The sequence below is a fragment of the Streptomyces sp. NPDC002698 genome (assembly GCF_042888945.1).
Classification (GTDB): Bacteria; Actinomycetota; Actinomycetes; order Streptomycetales; family Streptomycetaceae; genus Streptomyces.
The window spans coordinates 289,849-314,098 of sequence record NZ_JBIAQM010000008.1; the positions used below are offsets into that span (position 1 = coordinate 289,849).

At 68.8% G+C, this 24,250-nt stretch carries 19 protein-coding genes and 1 pseudogene; 13 read left to right on the forward strand and 7 right to left on the reverse strand.

Annotation, left to right across the window (positions count from 1 at the left end):
* Positions 1-15: 15 nt before the first annotated feature.
* A protein-coding gene (locus ACFYW9_RS15190) for an IS5 family transposase (RefSeq protein WP_389149643.1) occupies positions 16-797 on the reverse strand; the annotation gives its coding sequence in 2 pieces (ribosomal slippage) (positions 16-497 and positions 497-797; 783 coding nt in all).
* Between ACFYW9_RS15190 and ACFYW9_RS15195 the strand changes: the two genes are divergently transcribed.
* The 3 genes from ACFYW9_RS15195 to ACFYW9_RS15205 all read left to right on the forward strand — a co-directional run bounded on the left by ACFYW9_RS15195 (position 678) and on the right by ACFYW9_RS15205 (position 7,875).
* Positions 678-1,961, forward strand: a complete 1,284-nt coding sequence (locus ACFYW9_RS15195; RefSeq protein WP_389149573.1) for a PP2C family protein-serine/threonine phosphatase — start codon at positions 678-680, stop codon at positions 1,959-1,961. The two genes, ACFYW9_RS15190 and ACFYW9_RS15195, sit on opposite strands and share 120 nt — an antisense overlap.
* Positions 1,962-3,133: 1,172 nt before the next feature.
* On the forward strand, positions 3,134-6,958 hold the full coding sequence (locus tag ACFYW9_RS15200; RefSeq protein ID WP_389149576.1) for an FG-GAP-like repeat-containing protein: 3,825 nt from the start codon (positions 3,134-3,136) through the stop codon (positions 6,956-6,958).
* Positions 6,959-7,398: 440 nt separating this feature from the next.
* Entirely contained in the window at positions 7,399-7,875 is a 477-nt protein-coding gene (locus ACFYW9_RS15205) for a DUF6924 domain-containing protein (protein ID WP_389149579.1), read from the forward strand.
* A gap of 338 nt (positions 7,876-8,213) precedes the next feature.
* Here the strand turns inward: ACFYW9_RS15205 and ACFYW9_RS15210 are convergent, their stop codons facing one another.
* From ACFYW9_RS15210 to ACFYW9_RS15220, 3 genes are all read right to left on the reverse strand, one after another.
* Complete coding sequence (locus ACFYW9_RS15210; RefSeq protein WP_389149582.1) at positions 8,214-8,972, reverse strand: hypothetical protein; 759 nt, start codon at positions 8,970-8,972, stop codon at positions 8,214-8,216.
* 359 nt (positions 8,973-9,331) lie between these two features.
* The gene (locus ACFYW9_RS15215; protein ID WP_389149585.1) at positions 9,332-9,928 is read right to left on the reverse strand and encodes an NADPH-dependent F420 reductase; all 597 of its coding nucleotides are present in this window, start codon (positions 9,926-9,928) and stop codon (positions 9,332-9,334) included.
* A gap of 41 nt (positions 9,929-9,969) precedes the next feature.
* The gene (locus ACFYW9_RS15220) at positions 9,970-10,788 is read right to left on the reverse strand and encodes a 3'(2'),5'-bisphosphate nucleotidase CysQ (protein WP_389149588.1); all 819 of its coding nucleotides are present in this window, start codon (positions 10,786-10,788) and stop codon (positions 9,970-9,972) included.
* A 137-nt stretch (positions 10,789-10,925) separates the two neighbouring features.
* On the opposite strand from ACFYW9_RS15220, the gene ACFYW9_RS15225 reads away from it, so the two are divergent.
* From ACFYW9_RS15225 to ACFYW9_RS15245, 5 genes are all read left to right on the forward strand, one after another.
* Complete coding sequence (locus ACFYW9_RS15225) at positions 10,926-11,831, forward strand: LysR family transcriptional regulator (protein WP_389149591.1); 906 nt, start codon at positions 10,926-10,928, stop codon at positions 11,829-11,831.
* 288 nt (positions 11,832-12,119) lie between these two features.
* Positions 12,120-12,485, forward strand: coding sequence for a DUF2750 domain-containing protein (locus ACFYW9_RS15230; protein ID WP_389149594.1), 366 nt, complete (start codon positions 12,120-12,122; stop codon positions 12,483-12,485).
* A gap of 198 nt (positions 12,486-12,683) precedes the next feature.
* Entirely contained in the window at positions 12,684-13,445 is a 762-nt protein-coding gene (locus ACFYW9_RS15235; RefSeq protein ID WP_389149597.1) for a hypothetical protein, read from the forward strand.
* A gap of 196 nt (positions 13,446-13,641) precedes the next feature.
* Positions 13,642-14,292: a hypothetical protein gene (locus ACFYW9_RS15240; protein ID WP_389149600.1), complete on the forward strand. Its 651-nt coding sequence runs from the start codon at positions 13,642-13,644 to the stop codon at positions 14,290-14,292.
* Between the two features lie 265 nt (positions 14,293-14,557).
* A complete protein-coding gene (locus tag ACFYW9_RS15245; protein WP_351863654.1) occupies positions 14,558-15,139 on the forward strand; it encodes a hypothetical protein in 582 nt (193 codons plus the stop codon).
* 505 nt (positions 15,140-15,644) lie between these two features.
* Here ACFYW9_RS15245 and ACFYW9_RS15250 read toward each other — a convergent pair.
* Positions 15,645-15,851: a hypothetical protein gene (locus tag ACFYW9_RS15250; RefSeq protein ID WP_389149604.1), complete on the reverse strand. Its 207-nt coding sequence runs from the start codon at positions 15,849-15,851 to the stop codon at positions 15,645-15,647.
* The gene (locus tag ACFYW9_RS15255; RefSeq protein WP_389149607.1) at positions 15,803-16,201 is read right to left on the reverse strand and encodes a hypothetical protein; all 399 of its coding nucleotides are present in this window, start codon (positions 16,199-16,201) and stop codon (positions 15,803-15,805) included. The genes ACFYW9_RS15250 and ACFYW9_RS15255 overlap by 49 nt, the downstream gene beginning before the upstream one ends.
* Positions 16,202-16,255: 54 nt before the next feature.
* Here ACFYW9_RS15255 and ACFYW9_RS15260 point away from each other — a divergent pair, with 54 nt between their 5' ends.
* The 5 genes and pseudogenes from ACFYW9_RS15260 to ACFYW9_RS15280 all read left to right on the forward strand — a co-directional run bounded on the left by ACFYW9_RS15260 (position 16,256) and on the right by ACFYW9_RS15280 (position 22,970).
* The gene (locus tag ACFYW9_RS15260; protein WP_389149610.1) at positions 16,256-16,471 is read left to right on the forward strand and encodes a winged helix-turn-helix domain-containing protein; all 216 of its coding nucleotides are present in this window, start codon (positions 16,256-16,258) and stop codon (positions 16,469-16,471) included.
* A pseudogene (locus tag ACFYW9_RS15265) lies at positions 16,468-16,949 on the forward strand (transposase). The gene ACFYW9_RS15260 and the pseudogene ACFYW9_RS15265 overlap by 4 nt, the downstream one beginning before the upstream one ends.
* A gap of 307 nt (positions 16,950-17,256) precedes the next feature.
* Positions 17,257-20,715: a DNRLRE domain-containing protein gene (locus ACFYW9_RS15270; RefSeq protein WP_389149613.1), complete on the forward strand. Its 3,459-nt coding sequence runs from the start codon at positions 17,257-17,259 to the stop codon at positions 20,713-20,715.
* Entirely contained in the window at positions 20,715-21,014 is a 300-nt protein-coding gene (locus ACFYW9_RS15275; RefSeq protein ID WP_389149616.1) for a hypothetical protein, read from the forward strand. Before ACFYW9_RS15270 ends, ACFYW9_RS15275 begins: the two co-directional genes overlap by 1 nt.
* A gap of 582 nt (positions 21,015-21,596) precedes the next feature.
* Positions 21,597-22,970, forward strand: coding sequence for a hypothetical protein (locus ACFYW9_RS15280; protein WP_389149619.1), 1,374 nt, complete (start codon positions 21,597-21,599; stop codon positions 22,968-22,970).
* A 139-nt stretch (positions 22,971-23,109) separates the two neighbouring features.
* Here ACFYW9_RS15280 and ACFYW9_RS15285 read toward each other — a convergent pair whose 3' ends face one another.
* On the reverse strand, positions 23,110-24,057 hold the full coding sequence (locus ACFYW9_RS15285; protein ID WP_389149622.1) for an IS3 family transposase: 948 nt from the start codon (positions 24,055-24,057) through the stop codon (positions 23,110-23,112).
* Positions 24,058-24,250: the final 193 nt, after the last annotated feature.

Sequence of the window (24,250 nt, forward strand, 5' to 3'; positions counted from 1 at the left end):
CGGACGAGTCAACGATCACGATGCCGACCGGTTCTGCGCGTCCGCACGAACGAGGCGGCGGAGGCAGATGAGGACCGCGGAAATACCCGCGAAGGCAAGGAAGCGCTCGGCCTTGCGCTCATATCGCCGATGCAGGCGACGGCAGCCGGCAAGCCGGGACATCGTGCGTTCCACGACCCGGCGATGGCTACCGAGGCGTTGGGAGGACTCGATGCCACGCCGGGCAATCCGCGGCACGATGCCGCGCTCGCGCAGCCGGCGGCGCAGATGGTCGTAGGCGTAGCCCTTGTCGCCGTGCAGTTTGGCCGGACGACGCCGACGCGGCCCACGGCGCGAGCGGATCGATGGGACACCTCGAATCGAGGGTTCCAAAGCCTGGCTGTCGTGCAGGTTGGCGCCCGAGATCGCGAGTGAGATCGGCAGGCCGGTGCGGTCGCAGATCAGATGGATCTTGGATCCCTTCTTACCGCGGTCGGTCGGATCCGATCCCGTCAGCTGCCCCCTTTGAGGGCGCGAATGCTCACCGAGTCGATCGCGCACCTGGACCAGTCGAGTCGCCCACGTGAGCCGAGCTCGTCCAGGACGGCCCGGTGGAGCCGGGCCCACACACTCTTACGGGCCGAGGGCAGGCGATGGGCCCAGGTGCCGAGGGCGCCGACGACCGGTAGAACGTAAGGGTGAGGGACGAAGACAGCCCCGGTGAGGGTTCGCGGCCGCGCCGTGCGGCAGGGCCGGCGATCGACTACCAGACGCTCTTCGCGGCCACCCCCAGCCCCTGTATGGTGCTGGGCCCGGATCTGGTGCTCGCCGACATCAACGAGGCGGCCTGCCAGGTGACCGGCCGTACTCGTGAGGATCTGATCGGGCGCTATCTCTTCGATGCCTTCCCTGACAATCCGGCGGACCCCGATGCCGACGGCGTGCGGAATCTGCACGCCTCCCTGCGCCGGGTCCTGCGCTCGAAAGAGCGGGACACGATGGCGCCGATGAAGTACGACATTCCCGTGGCCGACCGGCCCGGCGTGTTCGAGGAGCGGTGGTGGTCCGCGATCAACACCCCGGTGCTCGGGCCGGACGGGCAGGTGATGTGGATCCTCCACCGGGGGGAGGACGTGACCTCGTTCATCCGCTCCCATGCTCACCTGCGAGAAGGCGGCGCGCTCAGCGACGTGGAAGCCAGGGAGGTCGAACTGTACGCACGGGCGCTTGAGCTCAAGCGACTGAACGAGGAACTGCGCCAGGCCCACGCCCGGGAACGCCGGGTCGCCGTCACCTTGCAGGAGGCCATGCTCCATTCACCACATCTGGCCCGGCACCAGGACACCGCGGTGCGCTACCTGCCCGCCGCCGGGTCACTGAACGTGTGCGGCGACTGGTACGACGTGGTCGACCTGCCCGAGGACAGATTCGCCGTCGCGGTCGGCGACGTCGTCGGCCACGGCCTGGAGGCCGCCGCCGTCATGGGGATGCTCCGCAGCGCGTTGTCCGCCGTCGTCCGGGCCGTGGAACGGCCCGCGCGGGCCCTGGACGTCCTGGGCCTGTACGCACGCGACGTGGAGGGTGCGCTGACCACCACCGTCGTCCAAGCCGTCGTCGACACCCGCGCTCGCCGCATCATGTACAGCAGCGCCGGCCACCCGCCCCCCATCCTGCTCCACCCGGACGGCACCTTCGACCTTCTCGACCGGGCCACCGACCCTCCGCTGGGAACCCGCCCCGAACCCGTCCCCCACCCCCAGGCCGACCTGCCCTACACCCACGGTGACACCTTCGTGCTCTACACCGACGGCCTCATCGAACGCCGCGGCGAGGACATCGACGCCAGCCTGCAACGCCTCACCGACGCGCTCACCCGGCATGCAGACAACGAGCCCGAAGGCCTCGCCGACGCCCTGCTCGCGGACCTCGGCGTCAGCAGCAGCGCCCGCGACGACGTCGCCTTGATCGTCATCCGCCTATGACCCCCGTGCCACCAGCGGATGCGCCACCGATGGCGCAACTCGAACGCCCCGATCACACCTGCGGTTTTGCCTGCCGAACCGGGTGCGGCGACCACGGATCCGCCATCGATCGTGAATACCCCTCGCCAAATGCGAGAAACAGCTCACCCGGTACAGAGAGGCCGCCAAGACCCACGGCGCAGGGGATGCGGGGCGTCCCCACGACGCAGGTGTGGCCGATGTTTCCGTCCTGGGTGGAATGGCATCGTGCAGGCGCGCCCAGGCCCGTACCGCAGCGATCCTGCGCGCCTGCCGGCGACCCGCAGTTCCGCCACCGAGAAGGACCCTGCGGACCCCAACGTCACGGCTCCCGGCTTTGAAAAGATCTTCGGAGGAGAAAAGCAGGGCAGAGGAAAGCGGAAGTCTTCTACCGACCGGAGCATGCGGACGACCACCCTGTGCGGGTCGGCTGCCTGGGCATCGGCCCCGCGCAGGCCGACGGCGAACTGCCCTTCCGGGAACCGGTCGGCCATGCTGTGCGCGGCGCGCACAGCGAAGGACGTCTTGCCCAGGCCGGGCTGCCCCGAGACGAGAACGACCGGGGGGGATGGGCGGCGTCGGCGCTGTCCACCAGGTCCGCAGCCGGGCGAGGTCCGCAGCCCGTGCGGTGAAGTCTCCGATGTCGCACGGCAGTTGCAGGCCGACCGACGCCACCGGGGCGGTGGCGGTAGCGGGTCGTGGGCGGCCTGCGGCTGTCGCCTGTTCGAGCGCCTCGCCTTCGAGGGCGGCCGGCCCCAGTGCCTCCACCAGTGCCTGCACCGTACGGCGCTGTGGGCCGCGGGTGCGCCCGCGCTCCATGTCGGCCGGTGCCCGCACGCTCACCCCTGCCGCGTGCTCCAGTTGCTCCTGCCAGTTGCTTCTGGCTGAGACCTGCACGGGTCCACAGCTTGCGCAGTAGTTGCCCGAAGTCCCACAGGGGGACGGGGTGGTGCTCATCGTGCCGGTCTCCCGTGAGCAGGCTGATCGGGTGTGTGCGTGCCCGGCAGAAGTACGGGGCACCGCAGTTCTGCCGGTGAGACTGCCTCGTGTCCACGGTGACACCGGTGGTGGACTGGGGGCCGGAATATCGGGCTGGGCTGCGTACGCGCGGGCTCCGTACCGTTGTCGGGCTTTCGCTGTGCAAGGGATTATCGATGAGACGTCTTTCAAGTCCCCTGGGCCGACCGGGGTTTCGGCCGCCTCCCGGCTCGGGGGAGAACACCCGGCCGTGGCGGGGGCGCCTGCGCGACGCGATCCGGGCCGGTGCCCTGTCGTTGACCGGCGCGCTGCTCGCCGGCACGGCGATAGTGGTGATGGCGCCCACGCCGGCGGTCGCGGCACCTGCGGGAGGCCCACCGGTCGGCGCGACGGTCGTGATCCAGAGCGTGGGCGACAGCAGCACCGAGAACGGGGCCAGCACGGGATACGCCGGCAGCAGCGGACTGCAGATCTCCGGCACCGAACTCCTTCTCCGTGCCACGCCCCCCAAGGGTGACGAGGACAACCAGCAGTGGTACCTGGAGGAGTCCGGCGGCGGCACGACGTACAAGGTCAAGAGCCGGACCAAGAGCGGTTGCATGGGCCGTGACTCCGACGCCGACGGGAACGCGCGGCTGGCCTTCCGGGACTGCGCCGGCTCCGGGACCGACTGGATCTTCGAGCGGGTGGCGGGCGAGCGCTACCGCATCCGTCCCGTTCGCTCTCCCCAGGACACCGGGCTCCCGGAGAGACTGGAAGTCCCGCTGGACGGCTCGGGTGAAGTCACCTTCTCCCGGATCTGGGTGGACGGCGACCGCCAGCAGTGGTACGTCACGCCGGTCGTGCCCAACCGGCCGCCGATGCCGGCGGACCCGACGTTCGACCAGATGACGTACCTCACCACGCACAACGCGTTCTACAACCAGGACGACGCCAACGGAGCGGCCCCGACGCCGAACCAGCCCAACTCCATCCGTACGCAGCTCGCCAACGGTGTACGCGCGCTGATGCTCGACGCGCACTCGTTCAACGGACGGGTCCGGATGTGTCACGGGCCGTGTCTGCCGACGAGCCGACCGATGTCCGACGTGTTCACGGACATCGCGGACTTCCTCAACGAGAACCCGAAGGAAATAGTCACGGTCTTCCTGGAGGACTACAGCTCGTACGAGGAACTCGATGCCGAGGTCGGCGACGACCTCAAGGCGGGTGGCCAGCTCAACGGCAGGGTGTTCAATCCCAAGGACCCCCAGTGGAACGTCAAGGAGAAGGGCTGGCCCCGCGTCTCGGAGCTGGTCAAGGCGGAGAACAACAAGCGGCTCCTGCTCTTCTCCGACCGCGACGACAAGCAGGGCCTCGGCTTCATGTACCAGCGTGACTGGACAGCCGAGAACCACTGGTCGATGGGGGGCGGTGTCGGCAATTCGGACTGGACCTGCAGGACCCGCTGGGACGAGGTTCCGCTGTCGAAGGAGGAGAAGGGCTTCCGGCGCCTCTTCGTGATGAACCACTTCCGTGACACGGCCATCGACGGGACGGCGACCACCGACAACGAGAAGGTACTCAACCGCGCCGAGCGCTTCTGTTCGCCCGCCGCCCGCAAGAAGCCCAACTTCCTCGCCGTGGACCGCTATGAGAGCGGGAACCCGATGAGCGCCGTCCAGGAGCTCAACCAGTACGTCTACCACGGGGACACCCCCGGCTACGGTGGGACGCCCGCCGAACTGGGCGACAACTGGCACGTCCAGCGCCTGGCGGTGATGCCGGTCGGCGACTCCATCACCCTGGGCGTCGGCAGTACGACCCGCACCGGCTACCGGGCGGTCCTGCGGTCGAAACTGACCTCCAAGGCCGAGGTGCTCGACTTCGTCGGCTCACAGCACGACGCCCAGTACCCCGACATCGACCACGAAGGCCACTCCGGCTGGTTGATCGACGGCATCGCCGCGAACATCGACACGTGGATGGAAGCGGCCAAGCCGAACACCGTGCTGCTGCACCTCGGCACCAACGACATGGACCGCGACAACCAGGTCGCCACGGCTCCCGCCCGGCTCGCCGCCCTCATCGACCAGATGATCGCGGCCTCCCCGCAGACCACCATCGTCGTCGCCTCACTCGTGCCCTCCCCCTCGTCGGCGGTGCAGGCCCGCATCGACGCGTACAACGCGAAGATCCCCGGGATCGTCAAGGCCCGGCAGGACCAGGGGCACAAAGTCACCTTCGTCAGCATGGGAGCGCTCACCAACGCCGACATCAACGACCGCCTCCACCCGAACAACGCGGGCTACGAGAAGATGGCCACCGCCTTCGCGGGCGGCATCGACGCCGCCGCCCGCCGCGGCTGGATCAGCGAGCAGGTGACGGTGCGCCCGGCACCCCCGCGCGCAGGTCTCGGCGACTACCAGGTCGATGTCAACGGCGACGGCTACGCGGACTACCTGACCGTCGACGCGGCCGGTGCGGTGCGCGCCTGGCTGAACAAGGGCGGCACCGGCACGGCCGGCTGGACCAGCGCCGGGCAGATCGCCTCGGGGGTGACACTCGCGGGCGGTCAGGTGCGCTTCGCGGACGTCAACGGTGACAAGTACGCCGACTACCTCGTGGTGGACCCCAACGGTGCGGTGCGGGCGTGGCTGAACAAGGGCGGGACCGGCACGGCGGGCTGGACCGACGCGGGGCAGATCGCCTCGGGAGTGACGCTCGCGGGCGGTCAGGTGCGCTTCGCGGACGTCAACGGTGACAAGTACGCCGACTACCTCGTGGTGGACCCCAACGGTGCGGTGCGCGCCTGGCTGAACAAGGGCGGGACCGGCACGACCGGCTGGACCAGCGCCGGACAGATCGCCTCCGGCGTCGGAGTGCCCGCCGACCAGGTCCGCCTCGCCGACGCCAACGCCGACGGTTACGCGGACTACCTGGCCGTCGACGCGGCCGGTGCGGTGCGGGCGTGGCTGAACAAGGGCGGGACCGGCACGGCCGGCTGGACCAGCGCCGGACAGATCGCCTCCGGCGCGGACGCCCCCGGATCCTCGGTCCGCTTCGCCGACATCAACGCCGACCGGCGCGCCGACTACCTCGTGGTGGAGCCCGGCGGCGCCGTTCGAGCCTGGCTGAACAAGGGCGGCGACGGCTCGGGTGTGGGCGGTGGCGGCTGGACGACGGTCGGCAACTTCGCGGTGGGCGTCGGCGCGACGGCCGCACAGCTGCGCTTCGCCGACATCAACGCGGACCGCAGGGACGACTACCTGGTGGTCGCCGCGGACGGCTCCGTGAAGGCGTGGCTGAACAACGGCACCCCCGGAAGCTGGACGGCGCTGGGAGCGTACGCGCCAGGTACGGGTGCTCCGGGTGATCAGGTGCGGTTCGCGGACGTCAACGCGGACGGTCGCGCGGATTATCTGACGGTGGCCGCGGACGGCTCCGTGAAGGCGTGGCTGAACAACGGCACCCCCGGAAGCTGGACGGCGCTGGGGACGTACGCCTCGGGCGCGGGTGCCTCGGGTGACCAGGTGCGGTTCGCGGACGTCAACGCGGACGGTCGCGCGGATTATCTGACGGTGGCTGCGGACGGCTCCGTGAAGGCATGGGCCAACCAGGGCGGCAACGGCAACGGCGGCTGGACGGCGCTGGGGACGTACGCCTCGGGTACGGGTGCTTCGGGTGATCAGGTGCGGTTCGCGGACGTCAACGCGGATGGTCGCGCGGACTATCTGGCGGTCGCCGCGGACGGCTCCGTGAAGGCGTGGCAGAACAAGGGCGGCAACGGCAACGGCGGCTGGACCGCACTGGGCAACTACGCGCCGGGACTGGGTGCTGCGGGGACACAGCCGGTGTTCGCCGAGGCCGACGGTGACGGACGCGCCGACTACCTGGCCGTGGCAGCGGACGGCTCGATCCAGGCGTGGACCAACAACGGCGTGGCCATCAGCGGCGGTTGGTCCGCGGTCGGCATGATCGCCTCCGGCGTGGGAGTGCCCGCCGACCAGGTCCACATCTGACACTCCATCGGCGGACCGGGCTCAGGGTGCTGGCAGTGCCACCACCCTGAGCCCGGTCGTCGGTCTGGAGCAGGGTGGGCATGCCGCCCCGACCCGGACCCCACACGACAGCGGCGACCCGGACGACCGCAACGCCTGGTCCGTCCGCGACGAACAGCGACGACTCCGGCACGAGGAAGAGGCGGAGCGGCGTCACCCTCTTCGGGCTCCGCCCGTGCGGGCCGGCCGGTCGTATGCGGCGAACACCGCGCACGGTGGGCTGTTGTCGTGCGGGGGAGGGCTGGTCGAGGTGCTCTCAGCGGGACCGCCACCGTCGCGGACTGGGCTGGCGGCAGCCCTGGTCCGCCGTTTCGGGGTACCACTCGACAGGATCTTCGTCCCGCCACAGCCCGTGAGACAGTCGGACACGGCTCACTGGTCATCACCGAGGAGAAGGATCCATGAGAGCGCTGCCCGCCGTCACCGGCCGTGATGAGTTCGATGTCCTGGTCGTCAGGACCGACTACCACGACGACCAGGCATGGCAGGGCGTGGTGGCGGCGCTGATGGAGCCCTGGGGAGACGGACAGCACGAGGCGCACGTCCACTTCATCGACGATCCGGCCTGGGCGCGGGTGACTGTCGACGAGGTACTGACCGCGGTCCGCGCCGACGACGACCTGGCCGTCGTCTTTCTTGCCGACCGGATGGCCATGCAGGCCGAAAGCCACGCGCTGCTGGCGGTCACCACGCTGACGCGGGAGGAGTGCGTGGACGATGAGGACTACGCACAGCTGACCGAGTTCGGTCGCGAGTTCCGTACCGTCCCCGCGGGGGTCCACGACGTCCACGCGAACCTGAGCATCGGCAACCTGGGCTTCGAGGAGTACGCGGCATGGGCTCACGATGATCCCGAGGGAATCTACCGGTCCTTCTGAACAGCGCTCGCGGAACCGCGGGCAGAGCCTCGGGAGCGTTTCTGACAGCGGTTCTCGTGAAGGGCGCCGCCGGGGCGAGACCGTGGGGCGCCGATCGTAGCCACACCCGCCCCGGACCGGGTCGGCCCGCGGCGAGGAGTTCGACCTGCGCGAGCGCGCACACGGCGAACACGCTCTGCGCCCGGCGACTACTCCTGACCCGCGCCCGCAGGCTTTCGGTTGGGGCGGCCTCGCACGGCTGCCCCAACCGAAACCGACCACGCCCGACAGCAAGAGAAGCACTCCGGGCACCGGCCAGGTCCCCGCTACGTGAACTGCGCAGGCATTCCGAACATGCCTCAAGGCGTGCGGACACACGCCACCTCTCTGGCGTTCTCCCAGTGCCGGTCGAAGTACGACTTGAAGTACGCTGCGGCCTCGCTGTCTTCGATGCGCATGCCCTGGACTCGGTCACCGACGGTGAATGCGAGGAACACCGCGCTCGTATCCATGATGGCCATGCTCATGAGGTCGGCCTTGATGGGCCAGGTCACCTCTCGAATGCTGTAGCTGCGCAGGTGGCGGGTCTGTTCTCGGTGTCGTGCCGTCCAGCCGGCATACCCTCTGGACGATCCGAGGCAGAACAGGCGTCGCACGGATCCGCCGTTGTGCGCCCAGTCGAGTACCGCCTGGAAGTAATCCGAGAAGGCCGCGGACGATGCGCTGAAGTCATCCGGAGTCTCAAGCCGCATGTACCAGGCGTCCATATGGCTGGGGCGGCGGTTGACGAGATAGTCGACCTCCGCCTTGTAGAAGGCCCCCGCGTCCGGATAGTGCTCTATACGTGATGAGTTCACCTGGTCGAAGTCACGCCGCAGCAGTTCGACTTCGGTGCGGAGATCGGTCAGTTCCCGCCGCGACGAGGCGATGGGGCCGAGGGAGCGCAGGATGGCGTAGACCGCCGTGAACAGGAACGGCATCTGCCAGGCGGCGGACAGTCCGAAGAGCGCGGCGGCCACCGATCCGCAGACGGCGACAAGACAAGCGATGGCCAGCCCCCGCTGATCCCAGCGCTCCAACAAGTCGTCCGACCCCGACTCGGCCCGCGAACCAGCCATGCACACCTCACAGACCCTCGGCGCGACGTCCAGGGGGTGAGCCCCGTTGAGCTCAATTCCCTGCGTGTGCCGAGCTCAATCACGTCCGGCGAGCAGAGCGCGAACCCTCTGGGTCGCCGACTCGCGCGTTCACTCACCGATTGAAGCGCTCAGCCGCACGATCCCCGCGGACCGTTCGGGCCGGCGGCCCTTACGACCTCGTGCACAGTTGTCGTGGCTCGACGTCCAGGTAGCTCGTTGAACTGAGCATGTTGGGGGCTGAGGCAGGTGAGTTGACCGTGGTGGAGTACCGGATCACCGGGTTGTCGCCGATGGATCCGGTGTCCGCGGACCGCAGGGGGAGGCGCACTGTGTGCGGATCAGCGGGCGATCGAGATCGCGAAGGGCGTGAATCCGCTGGACCGGATCACGTGCGGTACGAACAGTATCGCGGCCTCCGTGGCGCGGGCGGTCCGGATCCCGCCGAGGTCGGTGATCCACTCCTTGCGCCAGCCGAGGTCGATGAGCAGTCCGCGGACGGTCTGCTTGGCCTGCGGGTCCTCGCCGGAGAGGAAGGCGTCGGGCGCCTGGGTGAGGGTGGCCGGCGCGGTCATCACCGGGAAGAGCATGGTGTTGAGTGTCTTGACGACGTGCGTTTCGGGGAGCGCTTCCTGGAGTTGCTCGGCGAGGCTGGAGCCGGGGTGGATCAGGTCGGCGGGCAGTCCGTCGGGGCCGTCGACGGTGGCGTTGGAGACGTCGACGAGGATCTTGCCGCGCAGTTCCTCGCGCAGGGCGGCGAGCCGTTCCAGCGAGCCCGCGCCAGGGGTGGCGTTGATGACGATCCGGGCCGTCCGGGCAGCGTCGGCGGCGGCGCCCGGAGCGCGGTCCGCCACGGTCACCTCATGCCCTGCCCGGGTGAGGGCTGTGGCGAGGTTGCCGCCGACGCGGCCGTTTCCGAGAACTGCGATCGTGGTCATGGTGATCTGGTCCTTTCGTGCGTGCGGGTTGTGGTGCGTGGTCAGCGTGAGAGCGTGGCGACGGCCTCGGCGTGGACGCCGGGCGCGGCGGCCAGGAAGCTCTCGCTCCGCGGGGTCCAGGTGCGGCCCTCGGCGTCGGAGATCCGCCCGCCGGCCTCGGTGACGAGCAGCGCCCCGGGCAGCAGGTCCGCGCGGGCACCGGAGTACTGCCAGAAGGCGTCGATCCGGCCGGCGGCCACGTTCACCAGGTGCAGCGTCGCGGGTACGGCGGTGCGGACGACGAGCGCGTCGAAGAGCATCGCGGTGATCGAGGAGCCGACGCGCCGCACGACCTTCTCGTCCTCGTCCGGTCGGGCCTGGCTGGTGGCCACGATGCCCAGGCCGAGGTCCGCGGTCCGGGAGACCCGCAGCGGCCGGCCGTCGAGGTGGGCGCCCGCACCGGTGAGCGCGGTGTAGGTCTCGCCGGTCAACGGCAGGTGGACCACGGTGAGCACCGGCTGGTTCTCGCGCACGAGCGTGGCGGTCACCGCCCACTCCGGCAGGGCGTGCAGGTGGTTGACGTTGCCTTCGGCCGGATCCACGACCCACCATTCGCCGGACGGCAGCGCCCCGCCGTCCAGCTCGTCCTCCACCCAGCCGGCCCCCGGGCGGAGGCGTGTGAGGCCGGGGCGCAGGATGTCGAGGGCCGTGTCGTCGTTGGCGGCGAGCGCGTGCATCAGCTCTTCGCGGGTCTGGTAGTGGACCACCTCGCCGAAGCGCTCGCGCAGCGCCGATCCGGCCGCTCGCACGATGGTCGCGGTCTGGCTGAGCAGGTCGGCGTCGGAGGCGGCGGCGTCGGTGGTCTGAAGCGTTTCGGACATGGCGGTACTCCCGTGTGAGGAGGGGTGATGAGGCTGGTCGGGCCAGGCGGTGCGTTCCGTCTTGCGCTCTCGCCTCGAAGGTATAGAGCCTCTTCATTAACTTCAAATGCATGTAAAGCACGGCTAGGATTACTCACATGCAATTGGATTTGAACCTGCTCACCGCCCTCGACGCGCTGCTGGAGGAGGGGAGTGTGACCGGGGCGGCCGCACGCCTGCACGTCACCGCCCCCGCGATGAGCCGGAGTCTGGGCCGCATCCGGCACGCGACCGGGGACCAGATCCTGGTGCGCACGGGGCGCACGATGACCCCGACGCCGTATGCGATCGCCGTCCGGGAACAGGTGCACGAGCTGCTGCACCAGGTCCAGGGGGTGCTGGCACCGAGCCGCGAACTCGATCTGGCGACGCTGGAGCGCACTTTCACCCTCCGCTGGCACGATTCCCTGGTCGCCTTGAGCGGCCCCTCACTCCTCGCGGCCGTTCGCGGACAGGCGCCGGGCGTGCGCTTGCGCTTCGTCGCGGAATCGAGCATCGACACCCCCGAGTTGCGGCGCGGTGAGGTCGACCTGGAGGCGAACGCCAACCGCCCGAGCGCACCGGACATCCGTGCCGAGAACGTGGGCGAGACCCGCATCGTCATCGTCGTGAGGCAGGGGCACCCCCTCACCCGCGTCAGGACCCTCACGGCAGAGCAGTACGCCGCCGCCGAGCACGTCACCGTCTCGCGACGTGGAAACCTCGGCAACGCCCTCGACGACACCCTCACGCAGCTCGGCCTCACCCGCCGCGTGGTGGCCACCGCGCCCACGGAAGCGGCCGCGCTGGAGTTCGCGCGCGGTTCCGATCTCCTGATCAGCGTCCCCGAAGCCACCACGCGGTCAGCGGTCGCCGACCTCGGCCTGGTCGTCCTCCCCCTGCCGCTCGAACTGCCGTCGGCACCCGTATACCTGTCGTGGCATCAGCGCTACGACACCGACCCCGCCCACGCCTGGCTGCGCGGGCTGGCGCGAACCGCGCTGGCCGCGTGCGGAGCGTCGTAGCCGGAGCCGGAGCCGGAGCCGGAGCCGGAGCCGGAGCCGTCAGCACGGCCGTCCGACCTCGTGAGCGATCAGATCAACGACGGGCCGAACTCGGCGACAAGGTTCTGGCCACCGACTCCAAGACCGGACTTCCAGCCCCACGACGGCCACAGGATCATGTCCTCATGGATCCAGGCGGACACCGTAGGCTCCCGCCCGGATACCAACGCCGCGAACGGGGCGCGGCACCGGCCTCTGGTGCCGCGCTCGAACGTGAAGCTCAAGTCGGGATGATCCAGGAGGATTCAGGTGAGCACAAACGGGGCTCAGGCAGCGGCCTTCTTCCGTGAGATCGCTCTGACTCGTACCGTCTGGTGGGTTCGAGACGACGACGGCTGTCCGATTCCGGAATCAAGTTCCGGGCGACCAGCTTTCCCCTATTGGTCGTCGGAGACCCGTGCGCAGCGCGCCGCCCAGCTATGGGGTCCCCAATTCCGAGCTGTCTCAATGTCGCTGGATCATTGGCGAAGCGCGGCTTTGCCGGATCTGGCCAAGGACGACCTCCGGGTGGGGATCAACTGGAGCGGATCGCGCCTGACCGGATGGGACTTCACTGTCGGTGAAGTGGTCAACCGTCTCCTTCACGCGCTCGGCGAGCCACCGTACGACCGGTAGATTCGGCCGAGTGACGGTCGGCGACGCTCAACGCGCCTTGCCGTCCTGGTCTCCCGCGTGCAGCCCGGGAAAATGCCAGGATTCGTACTCCGATACTGCCGGTGGACTGGCGCGCAGGCGCCGACGATACGTTCCTCACCATGAGAAGCGACGTCATAGCGGGTTGGGCGACGTGGAACTCGTGAGGAGATGCCAGTGGTGTGGGACGAGACGTGGGGCGAGTGGTTGCGGCAGTCGCCGCCGGGAGGCGAACTGCTCGCGTGGTGGCAGCAGGCACGGGACGGGATGAGCCGGGAGGCTTACGGGGAGCGCCTGGCCGCCCTGCTGTCCGCCGCGTCCCCGCGCGACTGCGCGGCGGCCGGATTCGGGTGCACGCGGCGCATGGATCGTGTCTGCCGTGAACCGTCGGTGTGCCGTCTGGATCCTGTCGCGCCGTCGGCCGCCGAGGAGGTGTCGCGCGGTGAGCGTGAGGGCCCGGTCCCGGGTGCCTGTGGCGGATTCCACGGTTTCCGGGGCGACTTCGAGGTCCATGTGCGGTTCAGCGGTGACGGTGACCGGCATCGCGCGGTGCTCTGGCGCGACACGGCGGGGTCGGAGGTGCGGCTGTGGGTGGACGGTGTCCCGGTCGGTTCCGGGGCCGTTCTGGACTCGTACGGGCACTGGCTCGACGGCAGGTTCCTGGTGGTGCGGGCGGAGGGGCCGGACGGCCATCCCCTGCAGTCGTACGGGCCGGGGACGCTGGTGACCGGGATCGTCTCTGTGCTGATCCACGACGCCGTCCACGGCTCTACCCGGATGCTGGTCCCGGAGCCCCACGAGAGATGGACCGATCCCCAGGTGGCCCTGGCCGGTGAGACCCTGCGGGTGTACGCGACGCGCGAGGCCGTGGCCGCCGACGCACCCGACCGGATCCTGCCGAGTCCGGCCGACCCCGGAGCGACGAGGGAGAGCCTCCCGTAGCCGTCCGCGCCGAGGCGCAGTCCCCATCCACCGGCGGGAGTACGGCACTCCGGACCGATGAACTGCCGGACCGATGGACTGCGGCCGGGCCAGGCCGAAATGATCAGACTGACCACGACGCCGCGGACAACCGGCGAACGGGTGTCGGTGGTCCGATGCAGCCCGGCTGTCAACGGCAGGCCATCTGGCACCAGCCATGCCGGCCACACAGTTCTTCGACGCGGACGCCCCGCCGGCCAAGGCCCTCTTGGACCTCTTCCACGTGGCAACGACCGGCTGGGCGGATGAGCGAGCAGGAGCCATGCCGGATGGCGTGCCACATCCGTCCCGGAACAGGCGGGGACTCACGGGGAATCGGGGTGTGCGAGAAGTACGTGCCGCCCGACTCTTCGCGTACGGTGTCGTTGCCGGTCAGGGCTTCGAGGGGGTTGCTGTGGAAGACACTCCGTACGTCCTGCCGGAGGACTGTGAGAGCGACCCGGAGTACCAGGCCGTCGTGGTGAGACTGGCGAAGCCCTGGTGGCAAGAGCCGGCGTTCCTTGTGCCGGGCGGTCTCGCCGCTGTCGTCTTGGCCTTCCTCGCAGGCTTGTGGGTCGGGAGCTCCGGCAGCGGTTCGGGTACGTCATCCCCGGATCCCTGGGTGCAGGGCCAGCTGGACGACCAGTCACAGAACAACCGGCAGCAGAACAACCAACGTGCCGGGGTGTCCGCCGCTCAGAAGTTCCAGATCCTGAACAGGTTCTGCACCCAACAGGCTGGCGGTCCGTACAACGTGTCGGAGGCCGCGCTCCTGGAGTGCAAAAATAGCTACTACGTGACGGATCAGGGCCAGGTCCTGCCGAACTAGGCGCTTCCGCTTCTGTGGAACTCAGGCCGATGCCGCCAAGGAATCCTGGGCATCGCCCTTCGGGTCCTACCTCGATGCGCACAATCCATCCGCAGATACGTAAGCTCCGGCAGCCCGCACACCGGCTCGCTCAGCCCCATCGCCACAAGCTAGGAAATCGGTGCCTCACCACAAGTACGCCCCCGCCCTCGGAACGCTCCTGTTCGCAGCCGCTCTTACCGCGTGCGGCAGCTCTTCACCTTCCCCCGAAGGCGCGCCTCCGGCCGTGCACAGCCCTTCTGGCTCCAGTGCTGCCATCGCTTCTCCTGCCGCCTCTCCCAGCCCCGAGGCGCAGCTCCTGAGAAAAGAGGAGCTGGCCTCGGCACTGCTGTCTCTGTCGGACATGCCTGCTGGCTGGTCCGCCGACACCAGCGGCGATTCCGGCACGGAAAAGACCTTCTGCGACTACAAGCAGCCTCACCAGGCGAAGGTCACCGTGTCCGGCAACTTCCAGAAGGGGGCGGGCGTCGCCGGCTCCATCGCGGCCGTCGGCTTGCGCCAGTACGCGAGCGTCGATGACGCCGCCGACGCGTTCGATGCGTTGGAGCAGGCCCTGAAAACCTGCCACAAGGAGACGTTCGAGGGGTCCGTCCTCAACTACTCGGCCATGAGCGTCGAAAAACTTGGTGACCGTTCCCTCGGCGTACGCATCGAAAGTGGCGGCTACACCCTCCTCCAGCAGTTCACCCTCGACGGTCCGACCCTCATCAACGTCGGCACCGGCGGAATGGCCAGCGTCGACGCCGACACGACGGCGCTCCTGCTCCGCAAGCAGGTCGAGCGATACGAGGCCGCAGCCGCACGATGACCTCCGGGGCCATCCCCTACGGCTCCCTGAATCCTGTGCATAAGTTGGGGTGCCCCGTGAGACAGGCTGACCCCACCGCGGTGAAATCCGGTGCCGCAGCCGCTGTGAACGTCTCGTCGACCAGGGGCGATCCGCCGATACGCGGCTGCGCATGGGCAGTGCTGTCAACCGCCACTCCGACGCCGATGGCGAGAGGCAATGCCGCTGTGGGGAGCTGGACGGATCGGACCCGCAGCGCCGCGAACGCCATGGCTACAGTCTTCGCTTCATGCGTTCATACGTGATTGTCGCCTTAGGTGATCAACTTCATGGTGTGTGATGTCCGTCGGATGGTCATGCGTCAGGTCCCGTCTGGCGGCGCCAACTTGATCATCCTGTCGACGCCAGGGCCGTCCCGGCCTCAGCCTCACCCGGACGACATCACTCATTCAAAGCCAGTAGGGGCTCCGCCCGTGATTCCGCCCTCCAGGAAGGGAGGAATCACGGGCTTGCGCCTTGCGTGGGCCTATTCGGAGAGCTGGGGGACACCCACCGTCGTGTCCGGAGCGCCGGACGCGGTGGGTTCGTTGTCCAGCGCGTGGTACGTCTGGGGCTGTCGGGACCGCAGCCACAGAGCGCGGTCGGCCCCGGCCACGGCGATGAGCACGGTGAGACTGTTGACGATCACCGAATGGGTGCCGGTGAGGTACGGGTAGTTGTCCAGAACCGGCACGATCGTGGTCCCCAGGCTGAAGCAGGGAACGCGAAGGTGAGAGCGGCGCCGAGGCCCGTGCCGAACGCCACGGACGGCTCGAAGGAGACCGCGGGCAGCGCCACCGCGCCCTTGTGGGCGAAAATCCCGAGGTCCATGACGGCGAGGATGAGGATCTCGCTGGCGATGAGGACGCCGATCATGCGCGCCGAGATGTCGATCTGCCGGCGGCCGAGCACGGTGGTCAGGGCGAGCGCGGCGAGTGTGTACCGGTGCCAGGTGACGCCGGGGAGATCGACGATGCGTTCGGCGAAGTAGCCGAAGGCGCCGGACGGGCCGATTGCGAGGGCGTTGTACGACAGGGTGGCCACGCTGATCGGCAGGAAGTTCCACGTCTCCTACAGCGCCTCCGGGCGACGAGGCTGATGCACCGGCTCGGCGTCAGCCCGCAGGTGCCCGTACGGCGGGTCGCCGAGCGCGACGAGCAGGCCGTGAAAGTGTGGAGGGAGGCGACCTGGGCCGAGGTGAAAGAGCCAGGGCGGCCTGCGGAGGCTACATCTGTTTCGAGGACGAGGCAGGCTTCACCTGACGGCCGCCCAAAGGACACACGTGGGGCCGACGCAGCCACACGCCGGTCGTGACGGTCGGCGGGCGGCGCTCGGGACGCCTGTCAGCCGCCGGACTGATCGCCATGCGGCCCGGCTCCCGCACCCGACTCTGCCACCGCCTGCGCACCCACCCCGCCGGCAAGGGCAAGCGGCGCAGCCTGGGCGAAGGCGACTTCACCGCCCTGATCGACGGCGCCCACCAGCTGGTCAAGGCCCCGATCGTGCGGGTGTGGGGCCGGCTGAACACCCACGTCTCCCGCAGGACGCGGCAGTTGATCACCGAGCGCGAGTGGCTGACGGTGTTCCTGCTGCCTGCTCGCCGGACCTGAACCCTGTCGAGGGAGGGTGGGCCCACGTCAAACGCAGCCTGGCCAACCTCGCCGTCGTCGCCCTCGACCGACTCGAAGTCCTCGTTCGCAACCGCCTCAAGCGCCTTCAGTACCGGCCCGACACCCTCGACGGCTTCATAGCCGGCACCGGCCTGGACCTCGACGCGCCAACGTCACCCTAACCAGCCGAAGTCAGTAACGCCCCAGCCATGCAAGCAAGATGCCCAGCTCGGAGCCTTGTGCAACACCTTTTGGCGCCACGGCCCGCCACAGCAGCAGCCATCTGGTGACCGTCTCCGGCCGTTGCGGATCGATCGGTTTCACTCGAAAAACCCGGAAATGGTCGCTCCGGAATCAAGCTAGTGGATCATGATCTGAAGATCATCTGTATATTTCGCCTCCCGATCTTGGAAATCAACCAAGGGGAATCCGAAAGGGGTTGGAGTGCAGAGCACCAAACGAAGACGGTGGGTCCAGGTCGCTGCTGCCATGACGTTGGCCGGTCTCTTGGCCAGTGACCCGTCGGTCTCGGCCGTTCCGGTCGAGAGCGACGAGGTGCCGCAAGCGATAGTGAACAGTCCGGCACGCGCCGTCACCGCCGATGACGACGAGCCGGACATCGCGAAGCTGCTCGGGCTGAGCGAGGAGGAGGCCGCCCAGCGCAACGCCAAGATCCAGAATCGGCGTATCGAGCTGGTCTCCAAGCGCACCGAGACCTCCTCCGTCTATGTGAACCCGGACGGCACGCTGACCGCTGAGTCGTACGCGGGGCCCGTGCGGGTCAAGCAGGACGACGGGTCCTGGCACTACATCGACACCGAACTCGTCGACGAAGGCGCCGCGTTGGAGCCGGAGACCGCGGCCGCCGACATCACCGTCTCCGACGGCGGCGACAAGAAGCTGGCTTCCGTCTCCAAGGGCGCCACCTCCCTGGCGCTGGGCTGGGAGGACACCCTGCCCACGCCGACGGTGAAGGACGACACCGCCTCCTACGACCTGGGCGACGGGCAGACCCTGACGGTCACCGCCCTGAAGCAGGGCTTCTCCCAGAACGTCCGCCTCGACGAGGCGCCCAGCGGCGACCTCACCTACCGCATCCCGGTCACCCTCAAGGGTCTCACCCTCTCCGAGGCGGACTCCGGCCACCTGTTGCTGAAGAACAGCGCGGGCAAGCTGGCCGCCGAGGCCCCGGCGCCGATGATGTGGGACTCCTCGGTGGACAAGCGGTCCGGTGAGTCCAAGCACCTCGCGCCCGTCGACACCGAGATCGAGACCGCGGCCGACGGTTCGCAGACCCTCGTCCTGCGCCCGGACGCCGGCTACTTCGCGCAGGACTTGACCTACCCGGTCACCGTCGACCCGACCAGCACCCTCGCTGTCACCACCGACACATGGGTCGCCACCAACTACCCGGACTCGCAGATCTCCTCGACCGAGCTGAAGTCGGGCACGTACGACGGCGGTACGACCGTTGCGCATTCGTTCCTGAAGTTCGATCTGGCGGGCTACGAGGGTGTCCACGTCATCGACACCAACCTGGCGCTGTACTCGTACTGGTCCTCCTCCTGCACCGGAGGCACCGGCACGGCGGTGCGCCGGATCACCGAGTCGTGGTCGTCGTCCACGCTCACCTGGGCCGACCCGCCCGCCGCCACCACCACGGGGCAGGTGATCAACACCGCGGCCAGGGGCTTCTCGGCGGACTGCCCGGCCGGCACGATGAATTTCGACGTCGACGCCATCGTCAAAGCGTGGACCAGCGGCACCGCCAACCACGGCCTGCTGATCCGGGGCGTCGACGAAACCGACTCCTACACCTGGCGCCGCTACCGGTCTGCCAACTACGTCTCCGGTGACGGCTCGACCGAACCGCACCTGACGATCACGTACAACTTCTATCCCGAGGTGCCGAGCGCGCCCTCCCTGTCGCCGTCCACCGGCACCAACGTGGTCACCTCGCGCACGCCGGTGCTGTCGACGATGGTGAACGACGGCGATCCGCAGCGCGTGCGCGTCCAGTACGCCATCGAGCCGGACCCGGCGTACAACGACACCACGTACACGCTCACCTCGGACACCCCCTACGTCGACACCATGGAGGTCGCGGTCCTCGCCGTGCCCGAGGCGTCGCCGCTGCCCGACGGCAAGCATCTGCGGGTGCGGGCCCGTACCTACGACGGCACCGACTACTCGCCCGCCTGGAGCTCCTGGAAGACCTTCACGGTCGACACCTCCAAGGCTTCCGCGCCCAAGGTGCCCGCCGACCTCGCGACCGGCGCCGTCCAGACCACGACCCCGCTGCTCACCGGCGTCGTCACGGCCGCTGGCCAGGGGGCGGTAACCGCCGAGTACCTGCTGTACGACGCGGCGGGCAACGCCGTGGGCGAGCCCCTTACCGCGGGCGTCCAGGACGGTGACCGGGCCGTCGCGGAGGTGCCGGACGGATCGCTCACCGACGGCGCCACCTACCGCTGGAAGATGCGAGCCTGCGCGGACAGCGTGTGCTCCGCCTACACCTCGCTCCAGACGTTCACCCTGGACGTGACCGATGAGACCGCCCCCACCGGCACCACCGGCACCGCGCCCGAGGCGGTGACCGACCTCAAGGCCGTGCCCGGCGAGAACGGCGCCCTCGTGACCTGGTCCGCGGCGGAGTTCACGGGTGAGCCGGACGACGTGGTCACCTACACCGTCGCCGCGGTGGCCCCCGACGGGACGACCGTTCGCACCAGGACCACCACGGGCCTGTCCGCCGTCTTCGACGACCTCAGCTCGTATGCCCCGGACGTTACCTGCACCTTCAAGGTGACCGGGAAGAACGACTACGGCACAGGCCCGACCGCCACGTCCAACGGCGCCATGCCGACGGAGGTGCCGGGCGGTACGGACGTGTACTCGGCGGCCATGCAGGCCTATGAATTCGCCAAGAGCGGCCTCGTCCAGGGCAGCTATGTCGACGCCGAGGACGCCGCCGCCAACAGCTTCTACGGCGCCCAGTTCGTCGACCGCCTCGCCAAGGACGAGGAAGCGCTGCTGCGGGAGCGGGTGGCCGGTTCCGAGGACGACTCGGACAACGTCTCGCCCGATGCCGTCTTCAGTGACGTCCTGGCCATTCCGTCGGCCGATGGCAAGACGGTCACCGTGCGCGCGAAGGTGCGCGCCGAGGACGTCATCGTGACCGACGTGAGCACGCCCGCGGCGGACCCGACAGGCCAGACCGGCGAGACCGAGATGCGCTATACCTTCTCCGTCGGCGCGGAGCCGGTGCTGCTCTCCACGGTCACCGCGGCTGCCAAGGAGGTCGTGGTGCGGCCGACCGGCGCCGCGCTGGACGACTTCGCCAACGCCATCGAGACAGACCTCCTGGCGGACGGCCTCGAACCCTCGGCGTTCGACGGCGACTCCACGGACGACGGCAGCGAGACCACCGCCACCACGGTCTCCTTCGACGCCCTTCAGGCCGGTACCTACCTGCGTACGGGAGCGGCTACCTGGGCCGTGAGCAACTGGGACGCGTCGGCCATGTACAGCCAGGACTGCACCAACTTCGTCTCCCGGGCGATGCACCTGGGCGGCGACATCAGGATGAAGGGCTCCGGGGACGAGAACTACAAGAGCAAGGACTATTGGTGGCGCAAGCCGAGCAACTGGGTCCACGAGGAGACCTGGACGTGGATCAACGCGTCGTACCTCAAGACCTTCATGGAGCGGCACATGCTGCACTCCAAGCGGAACACGAGCAACGCGTTCACCGGTGACGTCATCTTCTACGACTGGAAGAACGACGGGAAAGTCGACCACGCCTCGATCATCACCAAGATCAGCAACGGGAAGATCTACGTGACGCAGCACAACAAGAACTACAAGTACCGCAGCCTGGCTGCGCAGAAGAGCGCCGAGCCGAAGATGAAGATCTGGATCTACCGGCCCAAGCCGGAGTGGTACTGATGCGGCGCGGCCCCGGGGTGTGGATCGTCGCCGCGGAGGCGGTCCTGACCCTTCTCGTGGCCCGGACCCTGTGGACCTGGCGAGATGACCCGTACGTCTTCCTCGCGGACGTCCCGTACATGGAGTGGTCCAGCATCGGACTCACGGTCTCGCTCCTGCTGACCCTGGTCCTGGTCTCGCGTGAGCAGCCGTGGCCGCGACGCCTCGGCTGGTCGCTGACGGCGGCCCGGCTGTGTCTGCTGCCGTGCCTCGCGCTGGCGTGGTATCCGGCGATGTCGCCGTACATCTCTCTGTGGTGACCGGCGGGCATCACTTTTGATGCCGACAAGTGACCGGCCTGGGGCCGGGTCCGTGTTGCGGGCCCGGCCCTTCCCCAGTTTGCGCGTCGCTCGCCGGGGCAGAACACGCTCGGCCTCGTCCCGTCCACGCCGCCTGCTCGTCATCGGGCCCACGCACAGCCGACCCGCGGCCGGAACCGCGATGACCGCTTCGCCGGGCCCGGCCGCGTGGAGCAGGGCCCGGCAGGCGGTGCCTCAAGGCCGCAGCAGTTTTCTGCCCCGTCCCGTGGCCGTGCCTATGTCCGTGCCCGCGTCCTCCCGCCGGTAGCGCAGCCGGACGTGCCGACGTCGTTCGCCCCCCGGTAGAACTCCACCTCCGTCGGCCTGAGGCGGTAGACCGTCCGTACGTCCGGGAGTCCCTCCTCGTCCGAGGCCGCCGGTGACATGGTGTACGGCTCGGGCTGCCCGGCCGCCGTCATCTCCGTGAACCAGGCGGTGAACAGCGCGAGGGCCGAAGCGGCTGATGAGCACGGGAGGAGGTTGCAGACTGGTGAACCACGGATTTCATCGAACGATCGAACGTAGGGCGGGGCAGCTGTGGACGTGACGTTGCCGGCACATTCGTGGAGACGCTCGGCCCGGGCTGTCCTCTCCGGCGTCCTGCTGCTCGGCGGGCTCGTCGCGTGCGGCGGTGACGAGCCGGCCTCGCTCCCGGCACCCGGTGACAAGTCGGCCTCGCTCTCGGCACCCGAGGTCTTCTACGTCCGCCCCTACGGCGACAAGTCCCGCCCCTCGAACGAGACGGCCTTCCAGCTCGGCGTCAAGGGCGGCGCACAGACCACGACCCCCCGCCGGCTGACCATAGACGTGCCGCGCGACTCGCAGGACGCCGTCCGGCTGCGCATCATGATCGAGGACTGCGGGGGGAGTGCCACGCACGTCACGTGTGAGGTGAAGGACATGTCCGGTGACTGGTACGGCGCGGGGCATCTCGTCCCGGTCGCGGCGAAGGGCAGCGAGGCGGGCGACTCGGGCGTCCTGCGGATCACGTACACCACCGCCGACGGGAAGAAGCTCACCGCCAGTACCCGGATCGTCGTCGGTGAACCGGTCGTACAGGTGCGCACCACCGCGTTGGAGGACGTCCCGCCGGGATCCGACGTGGCCGTCCCGGTGGTCGTACGCAACGTCGGCGAGATGCCCGTCGAAGGCCTGGGGCTGCTGCTCGACCCCGGGGACCTGGAATTCCGGCAGCGGTACGCGAACTGCCGTTATCCGACGCAGATGGACGGGCGCGCCGCCGTCTGCCGTCTGCCGGAGGTGCGGATCGATCCGGGGCAGGCGGTGGTCATCCGGCCGTCCGTGCGGCTGCGCGCCTCGAAGACACGGATGTACGGCGCCTACACCCGACGGGTGTGGGCGCTGGACGCCGGGGCGGGCCCGCGCAGTGTGGCCCTGGAGGGCGGTGACTTCGGCGACGGTCCGGCCCTCGAGGCGTCCCCGGCGCGGCCCGCCGATCTGAAGGGCGCATGGGCCACGGGCGACTCGGCCTCCGAAACCGTGCGCCTCGACACCGGCGCAGACTTCGACGTCATCGCGGTCGTACTGCCCGGTTCCCACGGCGCCAAGCGCATCCTGCGGGTGGTGGTCCGCAACAGCGGCCCCGGCGATCCGGGCCGCTCCACCCGAATGCTGTTCAGTCCTCCCGTGGGCTCGGAGGTGCTCGAGCAACCCGTGTATGAGGTCGACAACGGCGAATACGGGCCCTACTGCGAGTCGAAGGACTTCACCTACATCTGCGACGTGGACGAACTCGGGCCGGGAAAGTCCCGCACCTTCGAGTTCGCTCTGCGCCTCCGCGAGCCGGGGGAGGGCCGCGTGAGCCTTGAGGACAGCGAGTCGGCGACCGTGAGCGGGAGGTTCAGCCGTGACCCGGACCCGCTCAACGACACGGCGTCCGTCAGGATCCTCCCTTGAAGTCCCTGAAAGGTGTTGCACAAGGTCCTTCTCGGGCAGGTCGGGGTGCTGCTTGACCTGGTGTTTCACCCGGTGAGGGCGAGGTTGTGCATGGTGGCGACGACCTGGGGGCTTCCACCTTGGTCGTGAATACCGGTTGTCATGCAGCGATGGCCGGCGTGGTTGATCCCTGCTCGAAGAGGACTGGCGCGAGGCAGCCGATCGTGGAGTGCCGGTGCCGGTGGTTGTAGAAGCAGAGCCAGCGGAAGACCGCGAGCCGGGCGGCTGGTTCGGTCGGCCAGCCGCGCCAGCCGCGTCGGCCGGGCAGGATCTCCCGCTTGAGCGAGGCGAAGAACGACTCCGCGGCAGCGTTGTCCGCGGAGGTGCCGACCGCTCCCATGGACCGGCGGATCCCGACCCGGTGGCATGCGTCGGCGAACACCTTCGACTCGTACTGGGCCCCGTGATCGCTGTGGAAAATGACGCCGTCCACCTGTCCGCCGCGAGTGCGGACGGCCGCCGTGAGCGCGTCGGTGACGAGCTCGGCCCGCATGTGACCGGCCATCGACCAGCCCAGCAGGCGACGGGAGAACACGTCGATGACGGTGGCCGGATACAGGAACTTCCCGCCGACGATGGGCAGACAGGTGATGTCGCCGACCCAGGCCCGGTCGGATGCGGTGAAGTTGCGCCGCAGCGGATCGGGCACCGCCTGGGCGGCGGGGTCCGGAATGGTGGTTCGGTGTCGACGCTTAAGCCTCCGCCCCGGGACGGGGTGTTGGCACATGAGCCGTTCGACGCGTTTGCGGTTGACGACCACACCGCCCGCGCGAAGCTCGGCGGTGATCCGCTTGGCCCCGTACGTCCTCCCGGACTCCGCGTGGACCCTGCGTATCCGCCGGGTGAGTGCAGCATCTGCGGCCTGTTTCGCGGCGCGGGCCGGGGCGGTCTCCAGCCACCGGTAGAACCCGGACCTCGACAGGTTCAACATGGTGCACAGCCGCTTCACGCTGAAGGCGCCGCGGTGGTCGGCAACGAACTCAACCGTCCCGGATACCGATGCCGCCCGGGTGGACGAGGAGGCGACAACGGAGCCATCCGTTCCCACAGGTCATCAGGTACAAGGTCAGCGGACACCCATCAGATCCTGCCGACACAACACCCAACTGCCGAGCCTCACAACAAACTTCATTCTGAAACGATCAGTAAGGGTGTGCAGATCTTTAACTCGTCTTTTTGACCTTGGTCTGGGTGGGGTCGGGAGCAAGGAACATCACGACATCGGCTGGTGTGCGGAAGCG

Coding starts and splice junctions, on each gene's coding strand:
- ACFYW9_RS15240 (WP_389149600.1), top strand. CDS start 13,642: ATGCCGGCCACACAGTTCTTCGACGCGGACGCCCCGCCGGCCAAGGCC.
- ACFYW9_RS15275 (WP_389149616.1), top strand. CDS start 20,715: ATGCGGCGCGGCCCCGGGGTGTGGATCGTCGCCGCGGAGGCGGTCCTG.
- ACFYW9_RS15210 (WP_389149582.1), bottom strand. CDS start 8,972: ATGGCTGGTTCGCGGGCCGAGTCGGGGTCGGACGACTTGTTGGAGCGC.
- ACFYW9_RS15200 (WP_389149576.1), top strand. CDS start 3,134: ATGAGACGTCTTTCAAGTCCCCTGGGCCGACCGGGGTTTCGGCCGCCT.
- ACFYW9_RS15270 (WP_389149613.1), top strand. CDS start 17,257: ATGACGTTGGCCGGTCTCTTGGCCAGTGACCCGTCGGTCTCGGCCGTT.
- ACFYW9_RS15205 (WP_389149579.1), top strand. CDS start 7,399: ATGAGAGCGCTGCCCGCCGTCACCGGCCGTGATGAGTTCGATGTCCTG.
- ACFYW9_RS15225 (WP_389149591.1), top strand. CDS start 10,926: ATGCAATTGGATTTGAACCTGCTCACCGCCCTCGACGCGCTGCTGGAG.
- ACFYW9_RS15215 (WP_389149585.1), bottom strand. CDS start 9,928: ATGACCACGATCGCAGTTCTCGGAAACGGCCGCGTCGGCGGCAACCTC.
- ACFYW9_RS15260 (WP_389149610.1), top strand. CDS start 16,256: ATGCACCGGCTCGGCGTCAGCCCGCAGGTGCCCGTACGGCGGGTCGCC.
- ACFYW9_RS15220 (WP_389149588.1), bottom strand. CDS start 10,788: ATGTCCGAAACGCTTCAGACCACCGACGCCGCCGCCTCCGACGCCGAC.